General features: G+C 64.6%; 15 protein-coding genes. 6 read left to right on the top strand and 9 right to left on the bottom strand.

The window, feature by feature from the left end; all coding sequences use genetic code 11:
- Nucleotides 1–20: 20 nt before the first annotated feature.
- The 4 genes from AC07NK_RS08615 to AC07NK_RS08600 all read right to left on the bottom strand — a co-directional run bounded on the left by AC07NK_RS08615 (nucleotide 21) and on the right by AC07NK_RS08600 (nucleotide 4,437).
- Complete coding sequence (locus AC07NK_RS08615; RefSeq protein ID WP_495170166.1) at nucleotides 21–2,165, bottom strand: sensor domain-containing protein; 2,145 nt, start codon at nucleotides 2,163–2,165, stop codon at nucleotides 21–23.
- A gap of 93 nt (nucleotides 2,166–2,258) precedes the next feature.
- Nucleotides 2,259–3,053, bottom strand: coding sequence for a dioxygenase family protein (locus AC07NK_RS08610; RefSeq protein WP_495170165.1), 795 nt, complete (start codon nucleotides 3,051–3,053; stop codon nucleotides 2,259–2,261).
- 8 nt (nucleotides 3,054–3,061) lie between these two features.
- Nucleotides 3,062–3,664, bottom strand: a complete 603-nt coding sequence (gene wrbA / locus AC07NK_RS08605; RefSeq protein WP_495170164.1) for an NAD(P)H:quinone oxidoreductase — start codon at nucleotides 3,662–3,664, stop codon at nucleotides 3,062–3,064.
- A gap of 74 nt (nucleotides 3,665–3,738) precedes the next feature.
- Nucleotides 3,739–4,437, bottom strand: coding sequence for a pirin family protein (locus AC07NK_RS08600; protein ID WP_495170163.1), 699 nt, complete (start codon nucleotides 4,435–4,437; stop codon nucleotides 3,739–3,741).
- A 99-nt stretch (nucleotides 4,438–4,536) separates the two neighbouring features.
- On the opposite strand from AC07NK_RS08600, the gene AC07NK_RS08595 reads away from it, so the two are divergent.
- The gene (locus AC07NK_RS08595) at nucleotides 4,537–5,466 is read left to right on the top strand and encodes a LysR family transcriptional regulator (protein WP_495170162.1); all 930 of its coding nucleotides are present in this window, start codon (nucleotides 4,537–4,539) and stop codon (nucleotides 5,464–5,466) included.
- A gap of 52 nt (nucleotides 5,467–5,518) precedes the next feature.
- Here the strand turns inward: AC07NK_RS08595 and AC07NK_RS08590 are convergent, their stop codons facing one another.
- Complete coding sequence (locus AC07NK_RS08590; protein ID WP_495170161.1) at nucleotides 5,519–8,491, bottom strand: TonB-dependent receptor plug domain-containing protein; 2,973 nt, start codon at nucleotides 8,489–8,491, stop codon at nucleotides 5,519–5,521.
- Between the two features lie 329 nt (nucleotides 8,492–8,820).
- Here AC07NK_RS08590 and ctrA point away from each other — a divergent pair, with 329 nt between their 5' ends.
- The 3 genes from ctrA to AC07NK_RS08575 all read left to right on the top strand — a co-directional run bounded on the left by ctrA (nucleotide 8,821) and on the right by AC07NK_RS08575 (nucleotide 14,348).
- Nucleotides 8,821–9,528 (top strand): response regulator transcription factor CtrA, encoded by a 708-nt coding sequence (gene ctrA, locus AC07NK_RS08585; protein WP_495170160.1) that lies wholly within the window; start codon nucleotides 8,821–8,823, stop codon nucleotides 9,526–9,528.
- Between the two features lie 147 nt (nucleotides 9,529–9,675).
- The gene (locus tag AC07NK_RS08580; RefSeq protein ID WP_495170159.1) at nucleotides 9,676–13,635 is read left to right on the top strand and encodes an autotransporter domain-containing protein; all 3,960 of its coding nucleotides are present in this window, start codon (nucleotides 9,676–9,678) and stop codon (nucleotides 13,633–13,635) included.
- A 176-nt stretch (nucleotides 13,636–13,811) separates the two neighbouring features.
- Nucleotides 13,812–14,348, top strand: a complete 537-nt coding sequence (locus AC07NK_RS08575; RefSeq protein ID WP_495170158.1) for a DUF1697 domain-containing protein — start codon at nucleotides 13,812–13,814, stop codon at nucleotides 14,346–14,348.
- A gap of 842 nt (nucleotides 14,349–15,190) precedes the next feature.
- Here the strand turns inward: AC07NK_RS08575 and AC07NK_RS08570 are convergent.
- A complete protein-coding gene (locus AC07NK_RS08570) occupies nucleotides 15,191–16,867 on the bottom strand; it encodes an amidohydrolase (RefSeq protein ID WP_495170157.1) in 1,677 nt (558 codons plus the stop codon).
- 108 nt (nucleotides 16,868–16,975) lie between these two features.
- On the opposite strand from AC07NK_RS08570, the gene AC07NK_RS08565 reads away from it, so the two are divergent.
- Both AC07NK_RS08565 and AC07NK_RS08560 read left to right on the top strand, forming a co-directional pair.
- The gene (locus tag AC07NK_RS08565) at nucleotides 16,976–18,220 is read left to right on the top strand and encodes a threonine ammonia-lyase (RefSeq protein ID WP_495170156.1); all 1,245 of its coding nucleotides are present in this window, start codon (nucleotides 16,976–16,978) and stop codon (nucleotides 18,218–18,220) included.
- 267 nt (nucleotides 18,221–18,487) lie between these two features.
- On the top strand, nucleotides 18,488–19,261 hold the full coding sequence (locus tag AC07NK_RS08560) for an arginyltransferase (RefSeq protein WP_495170155.1): 774 nt from the start codon (nucleotides 18,488–18,490) through the stop codon (nucleotides 19,259–19,261).
- Nucleotides 19,262–19,264: 3 nt separating this feature from the next.
- On the opposite strand, the gene AC07NK_RS08555 is transcribed toward AC07NK_RS08560, so the two are convergent.
- The 3 genes from AC07NK_RS08555 to AC07NK_RS08545 are packed head-to-tail and all read right to left on the bottom strand — an operon-like array spanning nucleotide 19,265 to nucleotide 22,502.
- On the bottom strand, nucleotides 19,265–20,074 hold the full coding sequence (locus AC07NK_RS08555) for a transglutaminase family protein (protein WP_495170154.1): 810 nt from the start codon (nucleotides 20,072–20,074) through the stop codon (nucleotides 19,265–19,267).
- Between the two features lie 8 nt (nucleotides 20,075–20,082).
- Entirely contained in the window at nucleotides 20,083–21,018 is a 936-nt protein-coding gene (locus AC07NK_RS08550; RefSeq protein ID WP_495170356.1) for an alpha-E domain-containing protein, read from the bottom strand.
- 5 nt (nucleotides 21,019–21,023) lie between these two features.
- Nucleotides 21,024–22,502 (bottom strand): circularly permuted type 2 ATP-grasp protein, encoded by a 1,479-nt coding sequence (locus tag AC07NK_RS08545; protein ID WP_495170153.1) that lies wholly within the window; start codon nucleotides 22,500–22,502, stop codon nucleotides 21,024–21,026.
- Nucleotides 22,503–22,687: the final 185 nt, after the last annotated feature.

Below are 22,687 nucleotides of genomic sequence, written 5' to 3'. Positions count from 1 at the left end.
TGGCGGAAACCGCGCCCCTTCTATCGCAGCGAAGTCTGGAAGACCGGCAACCCCGGCAGCGCCGACTGGACCACCGGGCGCTCCCAGCCGCGCTCGATCATCCGGTCGAGCGACAGGCCGAGCTGAGCGAGCATCATCGACGATACGCGATAGCGCGGGCGGTAACCGCCCTGCCCATCACTCACCAGCGCTTCGTCAAATTCGAGTCCCTGATGCGTCCCCCGCGACCGGCGCACCGTTGCGACGGCCCATTGGCGGTCGCCGAAATCGATGACGAACCGCGTGCCCGGCGGCACGTCCACCAGCCCCTGAATCAGCGCCCCGGTGCCGGACAGGTTGCGCAGGATCACCGGGTAATAATGATCGCCATGCACCGCACCGATGCGGCGGAAGGTCGCGACGCGGCTGCCGCGCTGCTTTGCCGGGCCGATCGGCTGGATCTCCCGATGTTCCTTGCCCAGCATCTCCGTCACGGCCGCAGCCGAGACCGGCAGACTGTAGAGATAGCCCTGGATCAATCCGACATCGAGCGCGCGGAGCGCCTCGAGCTGATCGAGCGATTCGACCCCCTCAGCCGTGGTTTCCATCCCGAGCGCGCGCGCGAGTGCGACGATCGCGGTGATGATCGCGTTGTTGCGCGACGCAGGATCGGCGACTGACCGCACAAAGCTCTGGTCGATCTTGATCTTGTCGAACGGCGCCGACTTCAGATAGCCCAGTGAGGAATAGCCCGTCCCGAAATCGTCGAGCGCCAGCCGCACGCCGATCTTCTTGAGCGTCGCGAAGGTCGCTTCCGCCTCGCCGCCACCGTCGATGAAGACGCTTTCGGTGATCTCCAGTTCGAGCCGGTCGGGTTCCAGCCCGGAATGAGCGAGCGCATTGAGCACCACATGCGACAGGTTCGGGTTGGCGAACTGGACCGGCGACACGTTGACCGCGACGCGAAGGTCGCCCGGCCAGGTTGCCGCGTCCGCGCATGCCTGACGCATCGTCCATTCGCCCAGCCGCGCGATCAGGCTGGTTTCCTCGGCAATCGGAATGAACAGCGCGGGTGAGATGCGGCCGCGGTCGGGGTGGTTCCAGCGCAACAGCGCCTCGAACCCCACAATCCGATTGGTCATCGCCTTGACCAGCGGCTGGTAATTGACCTCCAGTTCGCCGCGGTCGAGCGCGTCGAGCAGATCCTGCTCCAGCAGCCGGCGGTCCTCCGCCGCCTCAAGCATATCGCGCGCAAAGAAACGATAGCCGCCCCGGCCTGCGTCCTTCGCCGCATAGAGCGCCAGATCGGCGTTGCGCGTCAGATCCTCGGCAGTGTCGCCATCCTGTGGCCCCAGCACGATGCCGATCGATGCGCCGATCACGCAGCGGCTGCCGTTGATGAAATAGGGTTGCGAAACGGTGCGGATCACCTCTCCGGCCAGCACCGCAAGCGCATCGCGGTCCGTCGGCGCGTCGAGCACGATCTGGAACTCGTCGCCGCCAATCCTTCCGACGCAATCCTTATGGTTCAGCACGCGCCCCAGCCGCGCCGCCACCTGAGTCAGCAGCTTGTCGCCGGCCGGATGGCCCAGCGTGTCATTGACCTGCTTGAACCGGTCGAGGTCGACCAGCAGGATCGCGAAAGACTGGTCCGAGCGCGCCGACACCAGCAGCGCCTTTTCGACCAGCGCCGAAATGCCGCGCCGGTTGCGCAGACCCGTCAACGGATCGTGGCTGGCGAGCCGCGAAATCGCCTCGGCCGATTCCTGTACCGCCGTGATATCCGCGCCGATCCCCTGAAAGCCGAGGAAACTCCCCGCCGCGTCGAACTGCGGATTGCCGGACATCGTCCAGATCCGTTCCTGCGGATCATGGGTGCAACGCATGTTGACCGCGCGGAACGGCTTCTGCTTCGCCAACAGATAGCCGATCGGGGTTTCGAGTGTATCGCTCTCGACCTTGAAGATGGCGGCAAGCTCCTTGTCCGCCACGCCTTCACCGGCGACGGCAAACTCGCTCGCGACCCACTCGCTGACATAGGTCAGGCGACCGTCGCTGTCGGTGGACCAGAACCAGTTGGTTCGCAGTCCCTCGACCGAGGCAAGCAGGTCGTGCTGTGTCTGATGCGAGGCCGAACCGCCCCCGCTCCACAGCTTGCGCTGCGGACGCATTTTCGCCCCGATCAATCGACAGCTCCCGCGTGAATGACGCTACGGCGCGACAGCTAGGGCGGCGTACTTGCGATTTGGTGAATTTTCGCCGGATCGGAGCCGACTTTGCTACTCGAAACGGTAAGCGTCCATCGCCAGCACGCCGTAAGTATAGCCATGGTGCAGGCGCTCGGCCCGGAATCCGCCGGTCTCGCTACCCGCGCCGATCGCGGTAAACAGCGGCAGGATATGGTCCATCGTCGGGTGGTTCTGTTTGCCGAACGGCGCGCGATCGACCGCGTTCAGCACCGCATCGGTGTCGCCCGCATCCATCCGCGCCTTCATCCAGTCGGCAAAGGCCGCGGCCCAATCGGGCACCGCCGCGTCATGGTCGCGTCCCTCGACGAAAATCGCGCGCAGATTGTGCGTCAGGCTGCCCGATCCGATGATCAGGATGTTGCGGTCGCGCAGCGGCGCCAGCGCCTGCCCGATCCGGTAATGCCATTCGGGTGCATGCGCGCTGCTGATCGACAGCTGCACCACCGGCACGTCCGCGTCGGGCCATGCCAGCATCAGCGGCACCCACGCGCCATGATCAAGCCCGCGCTTCGGATCGAGAAAGACGGGCGTTCCCGTTTCCCCGACCAGCGCCGCGACCTCGGCCGCCAGTGCCGGATCGCCCTTCGCCGGATAGCGCAGGTCAAATAGCTTTTGCGGAAAGCCGCCGAAATCGTGGATCGTCGCCGGCGCCTCGATTGAGGTCACTACCGCCTCCGCCATATCGTGATGCGCGGAGACCATCACAATCGCGTCGGGCCGCTCGACCTGTCCGGCCAGCCCGGCGAGAAATTCCCGCGCCGGACTGGGCTCGAACATGATCATCGGCGAGCCGTGCGATACGAACAAAGCGGGCTGGCGCGCCATGATCGCTCTCAGGCGCTCAGCTTCGCCGCGACTTCGGCGATACGACGACCCTGATAGCGGGCACCGTTCAGATCGATCTCGCTCGGCTGACGGCTGCCGTCGCCAGCCGCCACCGTGGTCGCGCCGTAGGGAGAACCGCCCAACACCTCGTCGACCTTCATCTGGTCGGTATGGCCATAGTCGAGACCGACGATGGTCAGGCCGAAGTGCAGCAGGTTGGTGATGATGCTGAACAAGGTCGTCTCGTTGCCGCCATGCTGCGTCGCCGTGGAGGTGAACGCACCGCCCACCTTACCATGCAACGCGCCCGACGCCCACAGGCCGCCTGCGGTATCCCAGAAGCTCGCCATCTGGCTCGTCATCCGCCCGAACCGGGTCGGCGAGCCGACGATGATCGCGTCATAATCCTTGAGCGCGTCGGGGCCGGAAATCACCGGATGTGCGCTGTCGGTCTTGAAATAGGCGGCCTTGACCACCGCTTCGGGCGCGGTCTCGGGGACGCGCAGGATATCCACCTGAGCGCCAGCGCCGCGCGCGCCTTCGGCAACGGCCTCGGCCATCTGCTCGATATGTCCGTAGGACGAGTAATAGAGGACCAGAACCTTGGCCATTGCATGTCTCCTGATGGAAAAGGGGTGGAGCGGCCCGCCTTGGGAGGGGGAAGTCGCGGGCCGCTCCGGGGGGGTCAGTCGGCGTCGACCAGAACGATCTCGGCGTCTTCGATTGCGGTGATCGTCACGGTCTGGCCGCCGGTCAGCGCTGCGCCGTCGCGGGCGTCGAAGGGCTTGCCGTCGATCTCGATCTTGCCCACTGCGGGGACGAGATAGGCGTAACGCCCCTCACCCACGCTGTGCGTCAAGCTCTCGCCCGCCTTGATCGTCGCGCCGAGCACGCGGGCATCCGCACGGATCGGCAGCGCATCGTCGTCCTCGGCAAAGCCCGAGGCCAGCGTCACGAACTTGCCCGAGCGCTCACCCTTGGGGAACGGCTTGGCGCCCCAGCTTGGTGCGCCGCCATTGGCCCGCGGCATGATCCAGATCTGGAACAGCGTCGTGGTTTCCGGCTCGAGGTTGTACTCGGCGTGGCGCACGCCGGTACCCGCGCTCATCACCTGGACGTCGCCGGCGCCGGTCTTGCCGGTATTGCCCATCGAGTCCTGATGCGTGATCGCGCCCTTCCGGACATAGGTGATGATCTCCATGTCCTTGTGCGGGTGCGCCGGAAAGCCGCTATTGGGTGCGATCTCGTCGTCGTTCCAGACGCGGATCGCGCCCCAACCCATCCGGTCGGGGTCATAGTAATTGGCGAAGCTGAAATGGTGTCGGGCGTTGAGCCACCCGTGATCGGCATGGCCCAGGCTGTCGAACGAGCGTTTCTCGATCATATGTGCCTCCTTGGTTGACGCTCAAGATAGGCTCTGCGATCAGTGCGTAAATGGAAACGTTTGAAACGGATCGTTTCAAGAAACTAACGGAGATTCATCTTGCGGCTGCCTGATTTCGAAGCCTGGGCGATCTTCGCCTGCGTGGTCGAGCATCGCTCGTTCAGCGGCGCAGCGGAATCGATCGGCGTCTCCAAGGCAACCGTGTCCAAGGCGATCGCCCGGCTGGAAACCCAGCTCGGCACCGCCCTGTTTCACCGCACCTCGCGCCGCCTGACCCTCACCGACAGCGGCAATGCGCTGGCCGAACGCGCCGGGCGCATCCTTGCCGAGGCGCAGCAGGCCGAGGAGGCCGCGCTGGAGTCCGCCAAGGCGCCCTCGGGACTCGTCCGCATCGCCGCGCCGATCACCTTCGGCATCCGCTTCGTCGCCGATGCGATCGCCGATCTGCTCGCCGAACACCCGGGGATCGAGATCGACCTCCGCCTGTCCGACGCGCGCGTCGATATCGTCGCCGACGGGTTCGATATCGCGCTGCGCATCGCCGATCTGCCCGACTCTTCGTTGCGGGCGCGCCGGCTTGCCCCAATTACCGCGCGCGTGGTCGCTGCGCCTGCCTATCTGGAAAAGCATGGCACGCCGCGCCACCCCGCCGACCTCGCTCACCATGCCTGCTTTCTCTACGCCAATGCGATCGGCGCCTGGCATTTCCGCAAGGCGGATGGCGAGGAGGCGGCAGTACGCCCCGCCGGCCCTCTGATCACCGACAACGGCGATGCGATGCTTCCGGCGCTGCGGGCCGGCCTCGGCATTGCCCGTCTGCCGGGCTTCATCATCGATGCCGAGTTGGAGAAGGGCACATTGGTGGAGATTCTGGACGCCTGGTCGCCGATGAACATCGCGCTCCATTTGCTCACGCCGCCCAGCACGCTGCGCCCGGCGCGGGTCGAACTGGTGATCGATTATCTCTCCCACCGCTTCCGCAACATCTGCGCGAAGGAGACGGCGGCGCGCGCGGCGTCCCGCGCATAGAAAAAGGCCGGCCCGCGCATCCGCGGACCGGCCTTGTTTCCCGTTGTTGCGATCAGAGCTTGTAGCGGAAGCCCACGCGGAACTGGCGACCCAGCATGTCCGAATAAGTGCTGTTCGATGCGTTGCCGGTCTCCGGAACCAGCAGCGGCCAGCGGTTGAACAGGTTGGTCACGTTGAAGAACATCTCGGCTTCCGAGCTTCCCATCTTGACCTTCTGGGTCAGGTTGAGATCGGCATAGAACAGCCCGGACACGCGATTATTGTCATAGGTCGGGAAGTTCGTAGTCGAGACCGGGCAGCCGCTCGTGCATTCGATGCCGTTCGCGACATATTTGCCGGCGCTGACGCCGCGGCCGGTGAGGGTCACCGAGAAGCTCGGCGTCTCGTAGTTGATGCTGCCGCGGAAGATCCAGGTCGGCGTGCTGGCCTGACCGCCATTGGCGCCGACGGTATTGACCGGTGCCGAACCCGCGATACCCGTCACCGCCAGATTCTCGATGTAGCGGGTCGCAACGCCACGCAGCGTGACCTGCCCTTCGCCCACCGGAATGCGATAGGCCGCGTCAAAGTCGATGCCGCGCACCAGACGCTTGACGTAGTTGAACGGCTGGGTGCGGATCAGCAGATAGGGCGCTGTCGGCGTCGAACGCGCCGGATCGACGGTGATTGCGTTGCAGAAGTCCTGATTCCCGTCGGCGTAGCAGCGATTGACCGTTTCCTGCGCAGTGATCGAGTCGATCGCCCCTTCCAGATCGATCCGGAAATAATCGACCGATGCCGTGAACCCGGGCAGGAAGCGCGGCGAAACCACACCGCCGATGTTCCACGAATTGGCGACTTCCGGACGCAGATTGGGGTTGCCGGTGGTCAGGCCCGAATAACCATAAGTCCGGGGGCCCTTCGAACCGTCCGCAACGAAGACCGGGTTCGAGACCGAATCGCTGTTCGCGGTGCCTGCCTGATACAGCTCGTTGAGGTTAGGCGCGCGGATGTCGCGCGAGCGCGTGACGCGGAAGCGGATGTCCTCGATCGGCTGCCAGGTCCCACCCAGCTTCCAGGTCGTGACATAGCCCGAATTCGAATAGTCGGTGCCGCGCACCGCGCCGTTGAACTCGAGACCGAAGCCCAGCGGAATGACGGTCTCGAGATAGGCTTCCTTCACCGTGTATTTGCCGGTGAAGGGCAGATAGTTGCCGACCGACCATGCATTGGCCGTGGTGGGACGACCGTTCGAACCGACGGTGATGACCGGCTGGAACTCGGTCGGCACGCTGCCGCGGATCTTCTCCTCGCGATACTCGCCGCCGAACGACACGCTGACGTCGCCTGCCCAGGTCGCAAACGGCGTCAGAGCGAAGTTGGCGCCGGTGACGAATTGCTGCAGCGTCTGGTCGCGATAGGGATTGCCAAGCACATACTTGATCGCTGCCGGATCGGCGACGCCGACGCCGAGGCGGTTGAGCGGCACGCAGTTCGGATCGTCGTTGGCGGCGGTGCCGTCGACATTGATCAGGCACTGGATCGACCCGGTCGCATAGCCGCGCGCGTTGCCGGCCGGCGCAAACGCCGCCGCGGTGGCGTTGTTCATGCGGGCGGTGTGCATGATGTTGCGCAGCTGCTCGCGCACGTCGGAACGGCCATATTGGGCATAGACGTCCCAGCGTGCGTTCTTGCCGAACGCTTCGAACGTGCCTTCCAGCCCGACGACATAGCGCTGAACCTTGCGCTCGTTATCGATGGCGCGGAACGGCAGATCGGCGGCGGTGGTCGCCACCGTGACGCTGTTGACGCCGGCCAGTCGCGCCGCACCCAGCGCCTGCAGCGCAAAGGCGTTACAGGTGGTCGGGACCGGCACGGTGGTGCAGCCGGTGGTGTTGTAGGTGATGCCGGTCGACAGGTTCGGGCCAGCGTTGAAATAGACCTTCTGGCGGTTGTACGAACCCTCGAAAAAGGCTTCGACGCCATCGGCGACTTCGTAGCTCAGCCGGCCGAACACGCCCCAGCGATCGTCTTCGGGCATCAGGCCGATACGGCGGCCCGAATCATTGACCTGCCACGATCCGCCCTGAACAACGGCCGGATGCGACGTGCCGTCGGCACGGCTGAACACGGGCGACTGGAACGAGCCATAATCGAAGACGTTCACGGCGCCGTTCTGACCGAAATACAAACCGCGCAGCGCGTTGGGGCTGGTACCTGCCGAGGCCGTGATCAGGCCGCCGGGCGTCGAGTTCGCCGCGCCGATCTGACGCAGTGTCGTGATGTAGCGCGGCACCGTGGAATTGGCCGTCCAGTTCGGATTCTCCGCCCGCGCATAGCCGGTGTGGTTCCACTTGCGATCGGTCGGGTCGATCTCGAAAATGCCGTCCTGATGCGCGATCTCGGCATTGAACAGGATATGGCCGCGCCCGCCTGCGAACGACGTGCCGCCCGAAACGCTGCCCGAATAGTTGAAGCCGTCGCCATAGGTGGTGAGGCCCGCCTCGCCCGTAACGCGCAGGCCCTCTAGCTTCTTGTTGAGCACGAAGTTGACCACGCCGCCGACCGCGTCCGAGCCATAGGCTGCCGAAGCGCCGCCGGTCACCACTTCGACGCGATCGACCAGCCCCTGCGGAATCGTGTTGATGTCGACCCAGCCGTAGATCGTCGAGCCCACCGAGCGGCGACCGTCGAGCAGGACCAGCGTGCGGCCCTCACCCAGGTTGCGCAGGCTCAGCGCGTTGATGCCGGCCGAACCGTTCGACAGGTTGAGGCGCGAGTTGGCCGGCTTGGTCGATCCGGCAAGCTGCGGCAGCTGATTGACGAAGTCGGCGATATTGTTGGACGGCGAGGTGTTCTCGATATCCTGACGGGTCAGCACGGTCAGCGGGGTCGGCGCCTGAAACCCGTCGCGGATGATGCGCGTGCCGGTGACCACGACCTCGCCTTCGGCCTCTTGCGTCGCGGCTGGTGCGGGGGCGTCCTGCGCAAAAGCCGGATGCGCTAGCGCGCAAACCGTGACGAGAAGCGCGGCTTTGATCTTCATACTGACCCCCTGATTGTCCCGGCCCGCGTTATCGCGTGACCACCCCGGAAATGACGAAACTAACCATGCAAGCTCTTGGTCAGCAAACGCAAAAAAAGGATGAAGCCTATAGACTGGGGATATGGGTGCCTGTCGCGTCCAAACCACGCCATATCGTTACGGGCGCGTCGGCGCGCGCCCCGATCCCGGCGCCGGAGATTCCGCGCGACTCGTGGATTCCTGCGGGTTAGCACAAAATTAACCTTTTGCCTTCAGACCTGTTTAGGTTAATGAATCAGTCGTGTTGCGGGTCACAGGGGGTCCGCAACCGGCACAGGGGGAACCCGCAAATGCGCGTGTTGCTGATCGAAGACGAGCCGACGACTGCCAAGGCGATCGAGCTCATGCTCTCGACCGAGGGCTTTAATGTCTACACCACCGATCTGGGCGAGGAAGGCCTCGATCTGGGTAAGCTGTACGACTATGATATCATCCTGCTCGATCTGAACCTGCCGGACATGCATGGTTACGACGTGCTCAAGAAATTGCGCGTCGCCCGTGTCCAGACCCCGGTTCTGATCCTGTCGGGCATCAGCGAAATGGACAGCAAGGTGCGCTCGTTCGGCTTCGGCGCGGACGATTATGTGACCAAGCCGTTCCATCGCGAAGAGCTGGTCGCGCGTATCCACGCCGTCGTCCGCCGCTCGAAGGGCCATTCGCAGTCGGTGATCCGCACCGGCAAGCTGGCGGTGAACCTCGATGCCAAGACCGTCGAGGTCGATGGCGCCCGCGTCCATCTGACCGGCAAGGAATATGCGATGCTGGAGCTGCTTTCGCTCCGCAAGGGCACGACGCTCACCAAGGAAATGTTCCTCAACCACCTCTATGGCGGAATGGACGAGCCCGAGCTCAAGATCATCGACGTCTTCATCTGCAAGCTGCGCAAGAAGCTGAGCATGGCGACCGACGGCGAGAATTATATCGAGACCGTCTGGGGCCGCGGCTATGTGCTGCGCGACGCCGATGAAGTCGCAGCGCCGGTCAGCGCGGTCGCCTGAACCAGCCCTTTAACGGAGAATGAGGTCGCGGGTCCGAAAGGGCGCCGCGGCCTTCTCTTTGCCCGATAACGCTCGGGCCCGATTCGGTTTGAGAAGCTCGGCTTTCAATATATTGTTACTGAGCCATTTTCCGATCCGTGAAAACGAATGGCGGATGCCAAAAGGGCAGAAAGACGCTATCCTGCGCTCAGCTCTGGGGTAGTTGAGATCAGGGAAGCCATGTATTTCGTTCGCGCGGTCGGCGTCGCAATCGCCGTGGGTGCCGCCCCCCATGCCGCAGAAGCGCAGCAGAACATCGTCGTCCCGTCGGGGACGATCGACCCGACACCAAAACAGGTCTCCGGCACCGACCGAGTTACCGTGCAGGTCAACGCTGAAATCTCAACCGCGAGCAGCCCCGCCATCGACTGGAACGGCGCGTCCACGGACCTCAGGATCGTCAATTCTGGAATCATCCGCTCGACCGCGGCCAACGGCAGCGCGATCGACACATCGGGAAGCGGCAGCCCCCGAACGATCACGCTCACCAATCACACAGGCGCGCTGATCGAAGCGCGCGGCGACGCGTTTCGTGTCGATACAAACCCGACTTCCGGCACGATCACGATCAACAACAACGGAACGATCCGGTCCACTGCAGGCGGGCGGGCGATCGATATGGGCACGGTCGCGCTTGGATCGATCCGGGATCCCGGCACCAGTATCACCAACGGCACAAGCGGCGTAATTTCCTCGTGGGAAGGCGACGCTATCCACGCTGGGCGGTACACCAACCTCGTCAACCAGGGCTCGATCTACGCGGACGGCGGACCCAACAGCACCGCAGATGGCGTCCGCTGGGCGGGCGGAGGCGACATGTATGATAGCGGCCGCGCATACATCTCCAATCAGCCGGGCGCCACGATCTCCGGCCGGCGCAACGGCATCTCTGCTGACGGAAACCTCTATATTCACAATGGCTTCGGCTCGTCGCTGAACAGCGGCAGCGTCATCGGCCGAAATGGAGCCGGAATCGATGCCGGGGCCAATGCCCAGGTCACCAACTGGGGAGAAATCACCGGACAGTGGGACGGCGTTTCCGCTAACGGCGATGGCGATGGGATCCGTATTGCCGGTGAAGTACGCATCTTCAACGGCGGAACGATCCGGGGCACAAGCGCGCACGGCACCGACAGCCAGGGCCGCCCCAATCGCGCCGACGGCGTCGTGGTGAACGCCGGTTCGGTAGACAATACAGGGACCATTATCGGCGCTGCGTCGGGCGTTCTGTTCGAGCCGACGCCCGCTGGCGGCGTTCGAAGCGTCAACAATACCGGCACTATCCAGGGCGGAACGGATGCCGCCATCAAGATGGTCGGCGATCAGCGAAGCTCGGTTTATAATAGCGGCTATATTCTTGCCGGGCAGAGCGGCGTGGCGATCCAAATGGGCGGCGGAGACGACTATGTGAGTGTGTCAGGCGTCACTGTCGGATTGGTCGATGGCGGAGCCGGCTACGATACTCTCTTTCTCGCGCGAAGCTCGGGAGCGGTGCAAGGAACTCGGTTTGGCAACGTCGTCAATTTCGAAGAGCTGACGGTTGGTGGCGCGTGGATCCTCGACGGCGAGCAAAGCTATAGCGGCGGCATCGTCGTCAACTCGTTTGCCCGGATGACGACGACGGGGCAGCTTAACACCAGCCTCATCAACAATTTTGGCACCGTCATATTCGATCGCGCGCATGACAGCAGCTTTTCCGGGGCGATCGTCAATGTCGGCGGGCTTGAGAAGGCTGGCGCCGGTTCTCTTACTCTGGGGTCCCAAACCTATACCGGATCGACAGCCGTAAGCGGCGGAACGCTGATCCTGACCGGGAATCTCGCCAGCCGGAACTATCGGGTCGAACCGAATGCCACAATCCGCAGCGCACTTGATGCCACCCTGATTGCGTCCGGCGATTTCAGCCTGACCAATCAGGGTACCGTATTGAACGACAACGCGGCAGGGCGGGCAGTCGCCATCACTGCTTCGGCTAATGTCGCGATCACCAATATCGGCAGCATCCAAAGCGTGGCCGAAGCGATTTACGTCAATGCAGCTTCGTCCGGCAGCAAGTCCGTGATCCGCAACTCCGGCCTGATACAATCGGCCGGCGGCAAGGCCATTACGCTGCTTGGCGACACATCCGACACCCTCGTGAACCAGGGCACCATTTTCGGCGCCGTCTCGATGGGGGGTGGCAACGATACGGTGCGCCTTCACGCGCAAGGACGGATCATTGGCCTCCTGGATGGCGGAAGCGGCCAGGACCTCCTCGAACTAAGCGACGGCCAGGGAACGATCGACGGCTCAATTCGTGATTTCGAGCTGCTGACCGTGCGTTCGGGTTCATGGAGGCTGACAGGCGAAGGTCCCGACTGGGAAAGCATCCGGATCGAGACCCCCGGGACCCTGACCGGTCAGTCGGCAGCGCTGAAAGGGCCGATCACCAATTTCGGCACCCTCATATTCGACCAGCCGGCCGACGCCACGGTCCTGGCGACGATCGTCGGCAATGGCACCGTCATCAAACAGGGTACCGGCAGGCTCACGATCGGCTCGCAATCGTACCGCGGCGAAACCCATGTGAATGCCGGAGAGCTGATGTTGGCAGGCTCACTTGCGTCGTCGGGCGTATCGGTCCGCAACGGCGCGAAGCTGAGCGGGGTTGGCAGCCTGACCGCAGATCTGCAGATCTGGAATGGCGGCACCATCTCGCCGGGCAATGGTCTGGGTACCATCAACATCGGCCGGAACTTTGATCAGGCGGCGGGGTCGATCTATCTGGCCGAAACGACCGCTGCGGGCGGATCGGACCGTATCATCGTCAATGGGACGGCGACGATCGGAGAGAATGCGATCCTCAACATCGTACGCGACGGGGGAACCTACACGCTCGGAACCCGCTACACGCTTCTGACTGCGATCCAGGGCATTTTCGGGCAGTACACGTTAGTGCAGAATGAAAGCGGCCTGACCGAGTTCAGGCTCGGCAGAAATCCCACGGCAGTTTTCGTCGACGTCGTCAGGACTGGTCCGTCGCTGGCCCTCGCCGCGGCCACACCCAACCAGGCTACCGTCGCTTACGCCGCAGGCAGGCTCAGCAAGACTCATTCCGTCTACCTCGCGTTGACCGCGCTTCCGCAAGATGCCGAATTGCAGCGCGGGTTGGACAGCCTGTCGGGAGAGGTCCATGCCTCTGCACGACTTTTGGCGATCAAGGATTCCGAACTGGTCCTTGATGCCATTCGATCCCAGCTCGAAAGCCCGGTCTCGAGCGGGGCAATCTGGGGCCGCTTCGTCAGTGCGGGCGGCTCGAGCAAAGGCGCAGGCATCGCGGATGTGCGCCGCGACACCAGCGGCGGGGTTGGTGGTGTCGATGTTGCGCTAGGCGACGCGGGTCGCATCGGGGTTGCCGGAAGCTATACGTTCACAAAGGCGCATATTCCGGGTCGCGCGAGCGAGCTTCGGGCAAAGAGCTTTAGCGCCGCGGTCTATAGCCAGGTCTCAATCGGATCGCTGGGCATCCGTAGCGGTGCCACCTATAGCTGGATCACCAACGAGATCACGCGCCGCGTGGCGTTCCCCGATTTCTCGGAACTGGTGCGCGCCGATTACGATGGCAACGTCGCCAGCGGCTTTGCCGAGATCGGTTGGACTCATCTTTGGCGCGGTAACAAGCTGACACCCTTCGCCATGATGACCGCATATCGGGTATCCACCGATGCGATGACGGAAACGCAAGGGCGCGCCGCACTGTCGAGCCCGCGCCAGGCCGAAAGCTTCGCCACCGCCACGCTCGGCGTTCGCGGTGAGAGCTCACTGGCGAGCACCGTCGATGTTCGAGCGCGACTGGGATGGCAGCATGCCTTGGGGGATATCACCCCGGTCATGGCACTGCGATTTAGGGACGGAACGACAGGGTTCGTGATCGAGGGCGCACCGCTGTCGCGGAATGCGGCAACGACATCGCTCGACATGGCCTGGAGACCGACGCAGCGAATCCGGATCACCGCTGGATATGCGGGCACGTTCGGAAACAGCGGCACGGACAATCGCGGGCAAGTCGGCGTGTCGTTTGGCTTCTGAGTACAGGGCACCACCGGCAATCGCGAGAATGCCCCCCGCCCTCCCGATCGAGGCGGCAACCCCGCGAAACGGCCTTCAGTCCCGCGAGTAGATCGAGCTAACTTCAACGTCCCTCGCCGGTCCGTGCAGCATCGCTTTGCCGGTGCATTCGGGTGGTCAAAACAGTGAAGCGCAACATGGCATCGCATATCGCCCTCCTCCACAGCGTTTCGATCGGCGATGGCCGTCGGCTGGTGATGGCCGAGTGGCGCGACATGATGGAGCGCATCGGGCTGAAGAATCCCCGAACGCTGATCGCGACGGGCAACGCCCTGTTCGACAGCGATGGCGCCACCGTCGGCCAGCTCGAAGGGCGTCTCGAAGCCGCCTTCGCGCAGCGCTTCGGTCGCCCTATCGACACGATCGTCACCACCACCGCGCAGTGGCGCAAACTGGCTGCCGCCAACCCCTTCCCCCAGGAGACCGACGGCACACGGGTGGCGGTACGCGTCATGCGCAAGCCGCTCGATGAAACCGCCCTTGACGTGCTGGCACCCTATGCGACGCAGGGCGAACGCATGAAATTGGTGGACGGACATCTCTGGCTGCACTTCCCGCAGGATTCCGCTCGCTCACGGCTCGGCGCCCAACTGACGATCAAGCGCCTCGGCACCGGCACCGTTCGCAACTGGAACACGGTACGCAGGCTTGGCGAAATGATTGCCGAGCCCTGACCGCCCTCACCTTGCCTCGCGATATGAAATCGGGCGGTTCATATGAAGTAAATCCGAGCGATGGCCATGTACCGCCTGTGATTCCGGAAATATGCTCGGAATCTCGATAGGGGAGGAACGATATGCTCAAGTTGTTTGCAGGCACCGCATTAGTGGCAATGCTGGCACAAACAGCGCCCCACTCCGGAATGCAACACAAGCACAAGCCTCAGGTGGTGGAAGCCACGCCGACCACTACGCCGGCAGCAAAGTCGATCAGCGAAAAAGGAGTCAAAGGCGGCCCCGCTCCGGACCGCCCGTCGCCACGCCCCTCACCCAAGGCGGGGGTCAAGTTCTAGGAACAGCCTGCCCTGCCCGCACTTGGGATCAGCACGGCCCGTGCCAGAAGACTCCGTCGCTCATCTGCCAATAGCATTCGGCGGGCATGGACAGCTTCCCGCTGTCGCGCACACAGGATAGCCCCAGCCGATCCGGGTCTCAGGCACCAGTGTCGTAGTTCCGTGCGCGCCACCGGCGTATCCCGCTACGGGTGCGACCCTTCCAATGTTGGATTTCATCTGATCTATCCTGATCGATGGATCAGCTGAAACCCCGATGCTTGTCACGGCCGTTGTCGCGCCACTGCCGCGTGGGTGCGGCGTCCGTGTCGCGAACCGTCGCGTTGCTGTCGCGCGGGTGGCGCGTATCTGGCGCGTCATCGTCGCGCGTACGGCGCGCAACTGGCGCGTCGGTGGCGCGCCAGTGCGGCGAACCCGGCGCAAACCTGTCGCGTCGCGGTCGCGTCCGCCGAAGAACCCGTGTTTTCTGTCGGCTTGGTCAACCACTGCGCCACGCAGGCCGGATCAGCGCCCCTCCCCGGCCTTCGCCGGTTCACTGCGCCGATACACGCGCTGCCCGCCGACCCAGGTCTCCAGCACCACCGTGGCACGCAGCTCGGTTGGCGACGACAGCAGCGGATCGCGGTCCACCACGATGAAGTCCGCCAGCATCCCCGGCGCCAGATGCCCGAACAGCTTCTCGCCGAACCCGGCATAGGCCGCGTCGACGGTGAAGCCCTTCCACGCCTGTTCGCGGGTCACCACCTCTTCGGGGCGCCAGCCGCCGAACGGCTGGCCCTGTGCGTCCTGCCGGGTGAAGCCGACCGCCCAGCCTTCGAACGGGTTCGGGCTTTCGACCGGATAGTCCGAACCGAACGCCAGCCGCACGCCGTTGTTCAGCATCGACTTCCACGCATAGGCGCCCGCCAGCCGTGCCTGCCCCAGCCGTGCCTCGGCCATCGTCCGGTCGCTGGTCTGGTGGACGGGCTGCATCGACGCAATGATGCCGTGTTTGGCGAAGCGCGGCAGTTCGGTCGGATCGACAATCTGGGCATGCTCGATCCGCCAGCGCCGGTCGCCGTTGAACGCGTCCGATACCTCGTCGATCGCATCGAGAACCTGCTGATTGCCGCGATCGCCGATCGCGTGGATCGCGATCTGGAAATTGTCCATCGCTCCACGGCTGATCGAGTTGAGCAGTTGCGCGTCGGTCAGGAAGGGCAGCCCGGTGACGCCCGGCGCATCGGCATAGGGTGCCTTGAGCCACGCCCCGCGCGAGCCGAGCGCGCCGTCGACCATCAGCTTGATCCCGCCCATGCGCAGCTTGTCGCCGTACAGCCAGGGGGTCGGCCCGGTCCCGGCGGCGATCAGCGCGGTATCGACGCCCGCGGCATAGCTCATGATCCGCATCCGGAGCGCGCCAAGGTCGCCCATCCGGCGAAAGGTTTGCCAGTCATCGAGGCTGGTGCCCATGTCCGCACTGGCCGTGACGCCGAGCGCGAGCAACTGGTCCTGCGCCTTCAGGAACGCGGCGTTGCGGTCGCGCGGGGTGGGCTTGGGCAGCGTCTTCTCGATCAGGTCCATCGCCGCATCGACGAACACCCCGCCCGGCTTGCCTGCAATCAGCTCGATCCGGCCACCATTGGGGGACTTGGTCGCGGCGGTGATCCCCGCGGCCTTCATCGCCGCGCTGTTCGCCCAGCCGGCATGTCCGTCGGCACGCACGAACCAGGCGGGCTTGTCGCCGGTCGCTGCGTCGAGTTCGGCGGCGGTCGGGAAGCGGCCCAGCGCCCAGGCTTCCTGGTTCCACCCGCCGCCGGTCAGCCAGGGCCGCGCAGCATTTTCGAGCGCGTAGCGGCGGATCGCCTCCTGCGCCTGTGCGAGCGAGGTCGTTGCCGACAGGTCGAGCGCCAGCGCACGGAAGCCGAGCCCCATGACATGGCCATGGCCGTCGATCATGCCCGGGATCACCGTGCGCCCCTTCAGATCTTCCTTCCAGTCGGGTCGCTCGGGACGTTTGTCGCCGCGCTTGAGCAGCTTCGTAACCTTGCCGTCGGCGCCGATGACGATGCCGGTGAAGCGCACCACCTCGCCCTTCTCGTCCAGCGTCATCCCGTCGACATTCTCGACCAGCGCGTCGGCAAGGGCGGGGGAAGCAAGCAGCAGCGATGCGGTCAGGGCAAGCGAAACGGGAAGGCGCACAGGGTTCTCCGGACTGTCAGCCAAGGATTCGAAGCATATAGCCGCGCTTGGATGCACATTCGAATAGGCGGTGTTCCCCCGTCGCGCCAGATGGTCTACGCCCCGCCCATGGCAACTCAGGCAGCATCCGCACCGCAATCCCTCCCCGTCACCCTCGCCGACGTTCAGGCGGCGGCGGCGCGGATTATGGGCGCAGTGGTGCGCACGCCGACCCTGCACAGCAAGACATTGTCGGATCTCACCGGCGCCAACGTCTTTCTCAAGTTCGAAAACCTTCAGTTCACCGCCGCTTACAAGGAGCGCGGCGCGCTCAACACGCTGCTTCAGCTCGACGATGCAGCGCGCGCCAAGGGCGTGATCGCGGCCTCGGCGGGCAATCATGCTCAGGGCCTCGCCTATCACGGCAACCGCCTTGGCATCCCGGTCACGATCGTGATGCCCAAATCGACCCCGACGGTGAAGGTCACCCAGACCGAAAGCCACGGCGCCACGATCATCCTCGAGGGCGAGACCTTTGACGAGGCCTATGCTCATGCCCGCCAGCTTGAGGCGTCGAACGGCTTCACCTTCGTCCATCCCTTTGACGATCCGCGCATCATCGCGGGTCAGGGCACCGTCACGCTCGAAATGCTCGCTGACGCGCCCGCCATCGATACGCTGATCGTCCCGATCGGCGGCGGCGGACTGATCTCCGGCGCGCTGACCGTCGCCAAGGCGGCGGATCACCCGATCGAGGTGATCGGCGTGCAGGCCGAGCTGTTCCCCTCGATGTATAACCGCGTCACCGGCGCGCACGAGCCGATCGGCGGCGATACGCTGGCCGAGGGGATCGCGGTCCGGGAGCCGGGCAGCATCACTGCCCGCATCGTCGAGGCATTGGTCGATGAGATCCTGCTGGTCAGCGAGCGCACCCTTGAGGAATCGGTCAGCCTGATCCTCCAGATCGAGAAGACCGTGGTCGAAGGCGCGGGCGCGGCCGGCCTCGCCGCGCTGATGACCCAGCCCGAACGCTTCCGCGGCAAGACCGTCGGCGTGATCCTGACCGGCGGCAATATCGACACGCGCCTGCTCGCGAACGTGCTGCTGCGCGATCTCGCCCGCTCGGGCCGTCTCGCGCGGCTGCGCATCCGGCTGCAAGATCGGCCGGGCGCGCTCTATCAGGTCGCGCGCATCTTCCAGGAGCAGGCGGTCAACATCCTCGAGCTGTCGCACCAGCGCATCTTCACAAACCTGCCCGCCAAGGGTCTGAGCCTCGACGTAGAGTGCGAGACCCGCGACCGTGCGCATCTTGAGCGCCTGAACACCGCGCTGCAGGATGCAGGCTATGAAGTGCGGCAAATCGAACTAGCCTGAATCGGTTTGGTTACTATCCACATTTTCCACAGGATGTGGACGAACTGAATCGCACGCGCGACGAGCCGAGTCGCGGGACTCTTTTCGGTGACTCATCAACCCGGTAAAAGCTGACACAGATGCGGCCTGGACAGCGCTGCGCATCGTCCACAACTCCTTCCAACCGTTAACTCTCTTTCATGGTGAATCGCCTTTTCATCACGATTCGCCTGATTCATAAGGGGGCATCGCCGAGCGGTTCGGCGACCGGCAAAGGGCGCAGACAGGGTGACAGCACTTACCCGCTTTCCACGGTTCTTCGTGACCAGCCCGTCACCGTGTCCGTATCTTCCGGGCAGGCAGGAACGGAAGATCTTCACCGAGCTGTCCGGGCCGCACGCCGGCGAGCTCAACGATGCGCTCGGCCGCATCGGCTTTCGCCGCAGCCAGTCGGTCGCCTACCGGCCCAGCTGTGTCGGCTGCAACGCCTGCCTCTCGGTCCGCGTCGTCACCGACGCCTTCCGTCCCAACTCCACCCAGCGCAAGCTGGTACGCCGCCACGCCGATCTCGAAGTCACCGCCTGTCGCCCCTGGGCGACCGAGGAACAGTTCGACCTGCTTCGCAAATATCTGTCGAGCCGGCACCCCGGCGGCGGCATGACCGCGATGGACGAGAGCGACTATTCGGACATGGTCGAGCAGTCTCCGGTCGGGACCTATGTGATCGAGTATCGCGAGCCAGCCGAGCGCGGCGGGGCGCTGGTCGGCGCGTGCATCACCGACCATCAGGCCGACGGGCTGTCGATGATCTACAGCTTCTTCGACGCCGACAATCCCGAGCGTCCGGGCCTCGGCAACCTGATCATCATGGACCATATCCTCCGCGCCCGCAGCGCCGGACTGCCCTATGTCTATCTGGGCTATTGGGTGAAGGGCAGCGCGCGGATGGCGTACAAGACGCGTTATCAGCCGCTGGAAGTCCTCGGCCCCAATGGCTGGCGCCCGTTCAACGAGGACGACGTCGCACCGTCTGCCCCGGCACAGGTCCGCGAACTGGCCTGAAGCTCAGGCATCGCTGCCGAGGCGGCCGACATGGAGGTCGACCTCCATCTCCTCGCCGCCCTGCCCCAGCCTCGATCCCGCGATCGACGCGGCACCCGGCGCATCCAGCCCCACCGCGACCCGCACATAGCGTTCGTCGGGGCCGATGCCGGCCGAGGGATCGAACCCCACCCAACCGAGATCGGGCACCCACGCCTCAGCCCAGCCATGCGGCGCACAGGCATCGTCCGCGCCCTGCCGGTACCCCGAGACATAGCGCGCAGGCACCCCGATCGCGCGCGCGCCGGCGATGAAGATATGGGCGAGGTCGCGCGAGCTCGGCTGCGGTTCCGCAAAGGCCTGCGCCGCCGATAGTCCGGCATCGGGAAGATCGGGCACATCGGGAAAGCGCGTCGCCAGCGCGATGTTCCAGCGATGCAGGCAATCGAGCGGCCCGCTGCACGCCCCGCGCGCTTCCTCTGCAAAGGCACTCAGGGCATCGCTGCTCGCGGTCCGTGGCGTCTCGCGCAGGAACAGCCCCTCGGGCAGGGGTTCGTAGCTGCCGCGTACCACGCCGTTGGACTCGGTCGTCAGCACCTGCCCCGCCACGGTGATGTCGATGCTTTCCAGCGGCCCTTCGGCGTAAAGCATCGTCACCTTGTTGCCGTACCCGTCGATCGTGTCGCGCAGCCGCACATCGCAATCGACATCGACACGCCAGGTCAGCACGGTCTGGTCGACGGTGTCGCTTGGGGTCAGCCGCAGCATCTGAACGAGACGCGACTGCGGCTCGGTGAAGCGGTACTGGGTATGATGCTCGATCGCGAGGCGCATGACGGACGCTAGATGAAACGAAACTGGCGGGCGATGGATGCATCGAGCAGCGCATTCTCGTGGATGAACGCCTCCAGATATTCGTGGAGCCCACTTACCATCACCTCGTGGCTGCGGGTCTTTTGCATCCGCGCGATCCGCCCGCGCGCCATCCGGTCGGCTTCGCCCTGAAGGCCGGTTCGCTTGGCGAGCGCGTTGAGCAGTTCGACCACCTCCTCGACGCACGATGCCAGACTGCGCGGCAGTTCGGCATGGCAGACCAGCAGGTCGATCACATTCACCGGCTGCAGCCCTTCATTGTAGAGCCAGCGATAGGCAGTGACCGCCGACACGGTCTGGAGGATCGTCGTCCACTGGTCGCGGTCGACCACACCCCCCACCTGCTCGCCCTCGGGCAGCAGCAGATGATATTTGACGTCGAGCAGCCGCGCAGTGTTGTCCGCACGCTCGATGGCGGCGCCGAGCTGGATCAGCAACGTCGCCTCGTTGCGCATCATCCGGTGGATCGCACCCTCGAACCCGCGCGCCTCGGCCATCACGCCTTCGACGAGATTGAGCGTCGCCGCCGACCCGCCGGGGCTGGAGCGGTTGGCGAACAACAGCCAGAGCCGGTTGATCGCGGTCCACGCCTCCCGCGTCAAAGCCGTCCGCACCGCCCGCGCATTATTGCGCGCCTGTTCGAGGCAGCGGACAATCGAGCCGGGATGCGTCATGTCGAGCGTCAGATAGCGCGCCACCGGCTGCTGGCTCACCGACTGGCCGGTCGCCGCAAACCCGTCGGCGTTGTAAGTGACGCTGAGCGCGCTCGCCCAGGCAGCCTCGCCCGCGGGCCGCGCCGAGAGCGCGTCGAGCCGCACCGTCGCCTCGACCAGCCGCGCCGTGAAATCGGCACGCTCGACATAACGGCCAAGCCAGTAGAGCGCCGACGCGGTGCGCGAGAGCATCCGCATCAGCCGAGCACCCGAGTCTGGGTCTGCGTATCCCCCTCAGGCAGCAACACGAAGCTGTCCTTGGTCCCGCCGCCCTGACTGGAATTGACCACCAGCGAGCCTTCCTTGAGCGCGACGCGGGTGAGACCGCCCGGCACGACGCGCACCCCGTCCGATCCGGTCAGCACGAACGGCCGGAAGTCGACATGGCGCGGCGCGAGGCCGGCCTCGGTGACGGTGGGCACGGTCGACAGCGCCAGCGTCGGCTGCGCGATATAGCGGTGCGGCTCAGCCTTGAGCGCGCCGCGAAACGCCTCAATCTCGGCCTTGGTCGCGGTCGGCCCGACCAGCATACCGTAGCCGCCCGAACCGTCGACCAGCTTCACGACGACCTCGTCGAGGTGATCGAGCACATATTTGAGCGCCTGCGGCTCGCGGCAGCGCCATGTTTCGACATTGGGCAGCTTCGCTTCGCTGCCGGAATAGAATTTCACGATCTCAGGCATGTAGCTGTAGATCGCCTTGTCGTCGGCGATGCCATTGCCCGGTGCGTTGATCAGCGCGACATTGCCCGCACGATAGGCCGAGATGATCCCCGGCACGCCGAGCAGCGAGTCCGGGCGGAAGACCAGCGGATCGAGGAATTCGTCATCGATGCGGCGGTAGATCACGTCCACCTTCACGCGGCCCGCGATGGTCTGCATATAGACCACGTCATCATCGACCACGAGATCGGCGGCCTCGACCAGTTCGACCCCCATCGTGTCGGCGAGGAAGCTGTGTTCGTAATAGGCCGAGTTGAAATGCCCCGGCGTCAGCACGACGCAGACCGGCACGCCACCGGCTGAACGGGCGCGGGTATCGGGCGCGACCGAGCGCATCGTTTCGCGCAGCATGTCGCTATAGCTGTCCACCGCCGCCACCCGGAAGCTGCGGAACAGCTCGGGGCACAGCCGGATCATGGCCTCACGGTTTTCGAGCATGTACGAGACGCCCGAGGGGGTACGGGCATTATCCTCCAGCACCCAGAATTCGTCGGGACCGGTGCGGACGAGATCGATCCCGCAGATATGCGCCCAGATGCCGTGCGGCGGTCTTATCCCCGCGACCTCTGGCCGGAATTGCGGATTCTTGAGGATCAGTTCCTCAGGCAGGACTCCTTCCTTGAGGATGCGGCGCTCGCCATAGATATCCTCGAGGAAGGCGTTGATCGCCTCGACCCGCTGGACCAGCCCTTCGCTCAACCGCTGCCATTCGTCGTGGAGGAAGATGCGGGGAACGATGTCGAAGGGGATGATCCGCTCGCTCGCATCGCTGTCGCCATAGACGGCGAAGGTGATGCCGAGCTGGCGGAAGGTGGCCTCCGCCGATTGCTGGCGGCGATGCAGCTCGGACTGGGGGGTGTCCGCGATCCATTCGGAAAGCGCGGCGAAGTCGGCGCGCGGGTTGTCGGGCCCGCCATGCCCCCAGATTTCGTCGAACGCGCGGCCTGTCCCCATTCAGCCTCCGATCCAGACTTCCAGCCGCTGGCCTGCCCAGCCGTTGGAATGCCCGGTTGACGTCATGCTGCAATGCTTTGTTGCGTCGCACAAGGGGGGCAGCAACCCAGATCGGCTTGACATTGCCGACGCGAAAGCGGGGTTTTTCGCCAACGCGCCGGATTGGCCCCACAAATGCGCCGGTT

It is taken from the genome of Sphingomonas sp. GW821-FHT09B04, assembly GCF_059418285.1.
The sequence above is the reverse complement of the archived record's forward strand: the minus strand, read 5'-3'. Positions and strand labels throughout refer to the sequence as shown.

Coding starts and splice junctions, on each gene's coding strand:
- AC07NK_RS08550 (WP_495170356.1), bottom strand. CDS start 21,018: ATGCTCTCGCGCACCGCGTCGGCGCTCTACTGGCTTGGCCGTTATGTC.
- AC07NK_RS08565 (WP_495170156.1), top strand. CDS start 16,976: ATGGCAACTCAGGCAGCATCCGCACCGCAATCCCTCCCCGTCACCCTC.
- AC07NK_RS08555 (WP_495170154.1), bottom strand. CDS start 20,074: ATGCGCCTCGCGATCGAGCATCATACCCAGTACCGCTTCACCGAGCCG.
- ctrA (WP_495170160.1), top strand. CDS start 8,821: ATGCGCGTGTTGCTGATCGAAGACGAGCCGACGACTGCCAAGGCGATC.
- wrbA (WP_495170164.1), bottom strand. CDS start 3,664: ATGGCCAAGGTTCTGGTCCTCTATTACTCGTCCTACGGACATATCGAG.
- AC07NK_RS08590 (WP_495170161.1), bottom strand. CDS start 8,491: ATGAAGATCAAAGCCGCGCTTCTCGTCACGGTTTGCGCGCTAGCGCAT.
- AC07NK_RS08600 (WP_495170163.1), bottom strand. CDS start 4,437: ATGATCGAGAAACGCTCGTTCGACAGCCTGGGCCATGCCGATCACGGG.
- AC07NK_RS08580 (WP_495170159.1), top strand. CDS start 9,676: ATGGCGGATGCCAAAAGGGCAGAAAGACGCTATCCTGCGCTCAGCTCT.
- AC07NK_RS08610 (WP_495170165.1), bottom strand. CDS start 3,053: ATGGCGCGCCAGCCCGCTTTGTTCGTATCGCACGGCTCGCCGATGATC.
- AC07NK_RS08545 (WP_495170153.1), bottom strand. CDS start 22,502: ATGGGGACAGGCCGCGCGTTCGACGAAATCTGGGGGCATGGCGGGCCC.
- AC07NK_RS08575 (WP_495170158.1), top strand. CDS start 13,812: ATGGCATCGCATATCGCCCTCCTCCACAGCGTTTCGATCGGCGATGGC.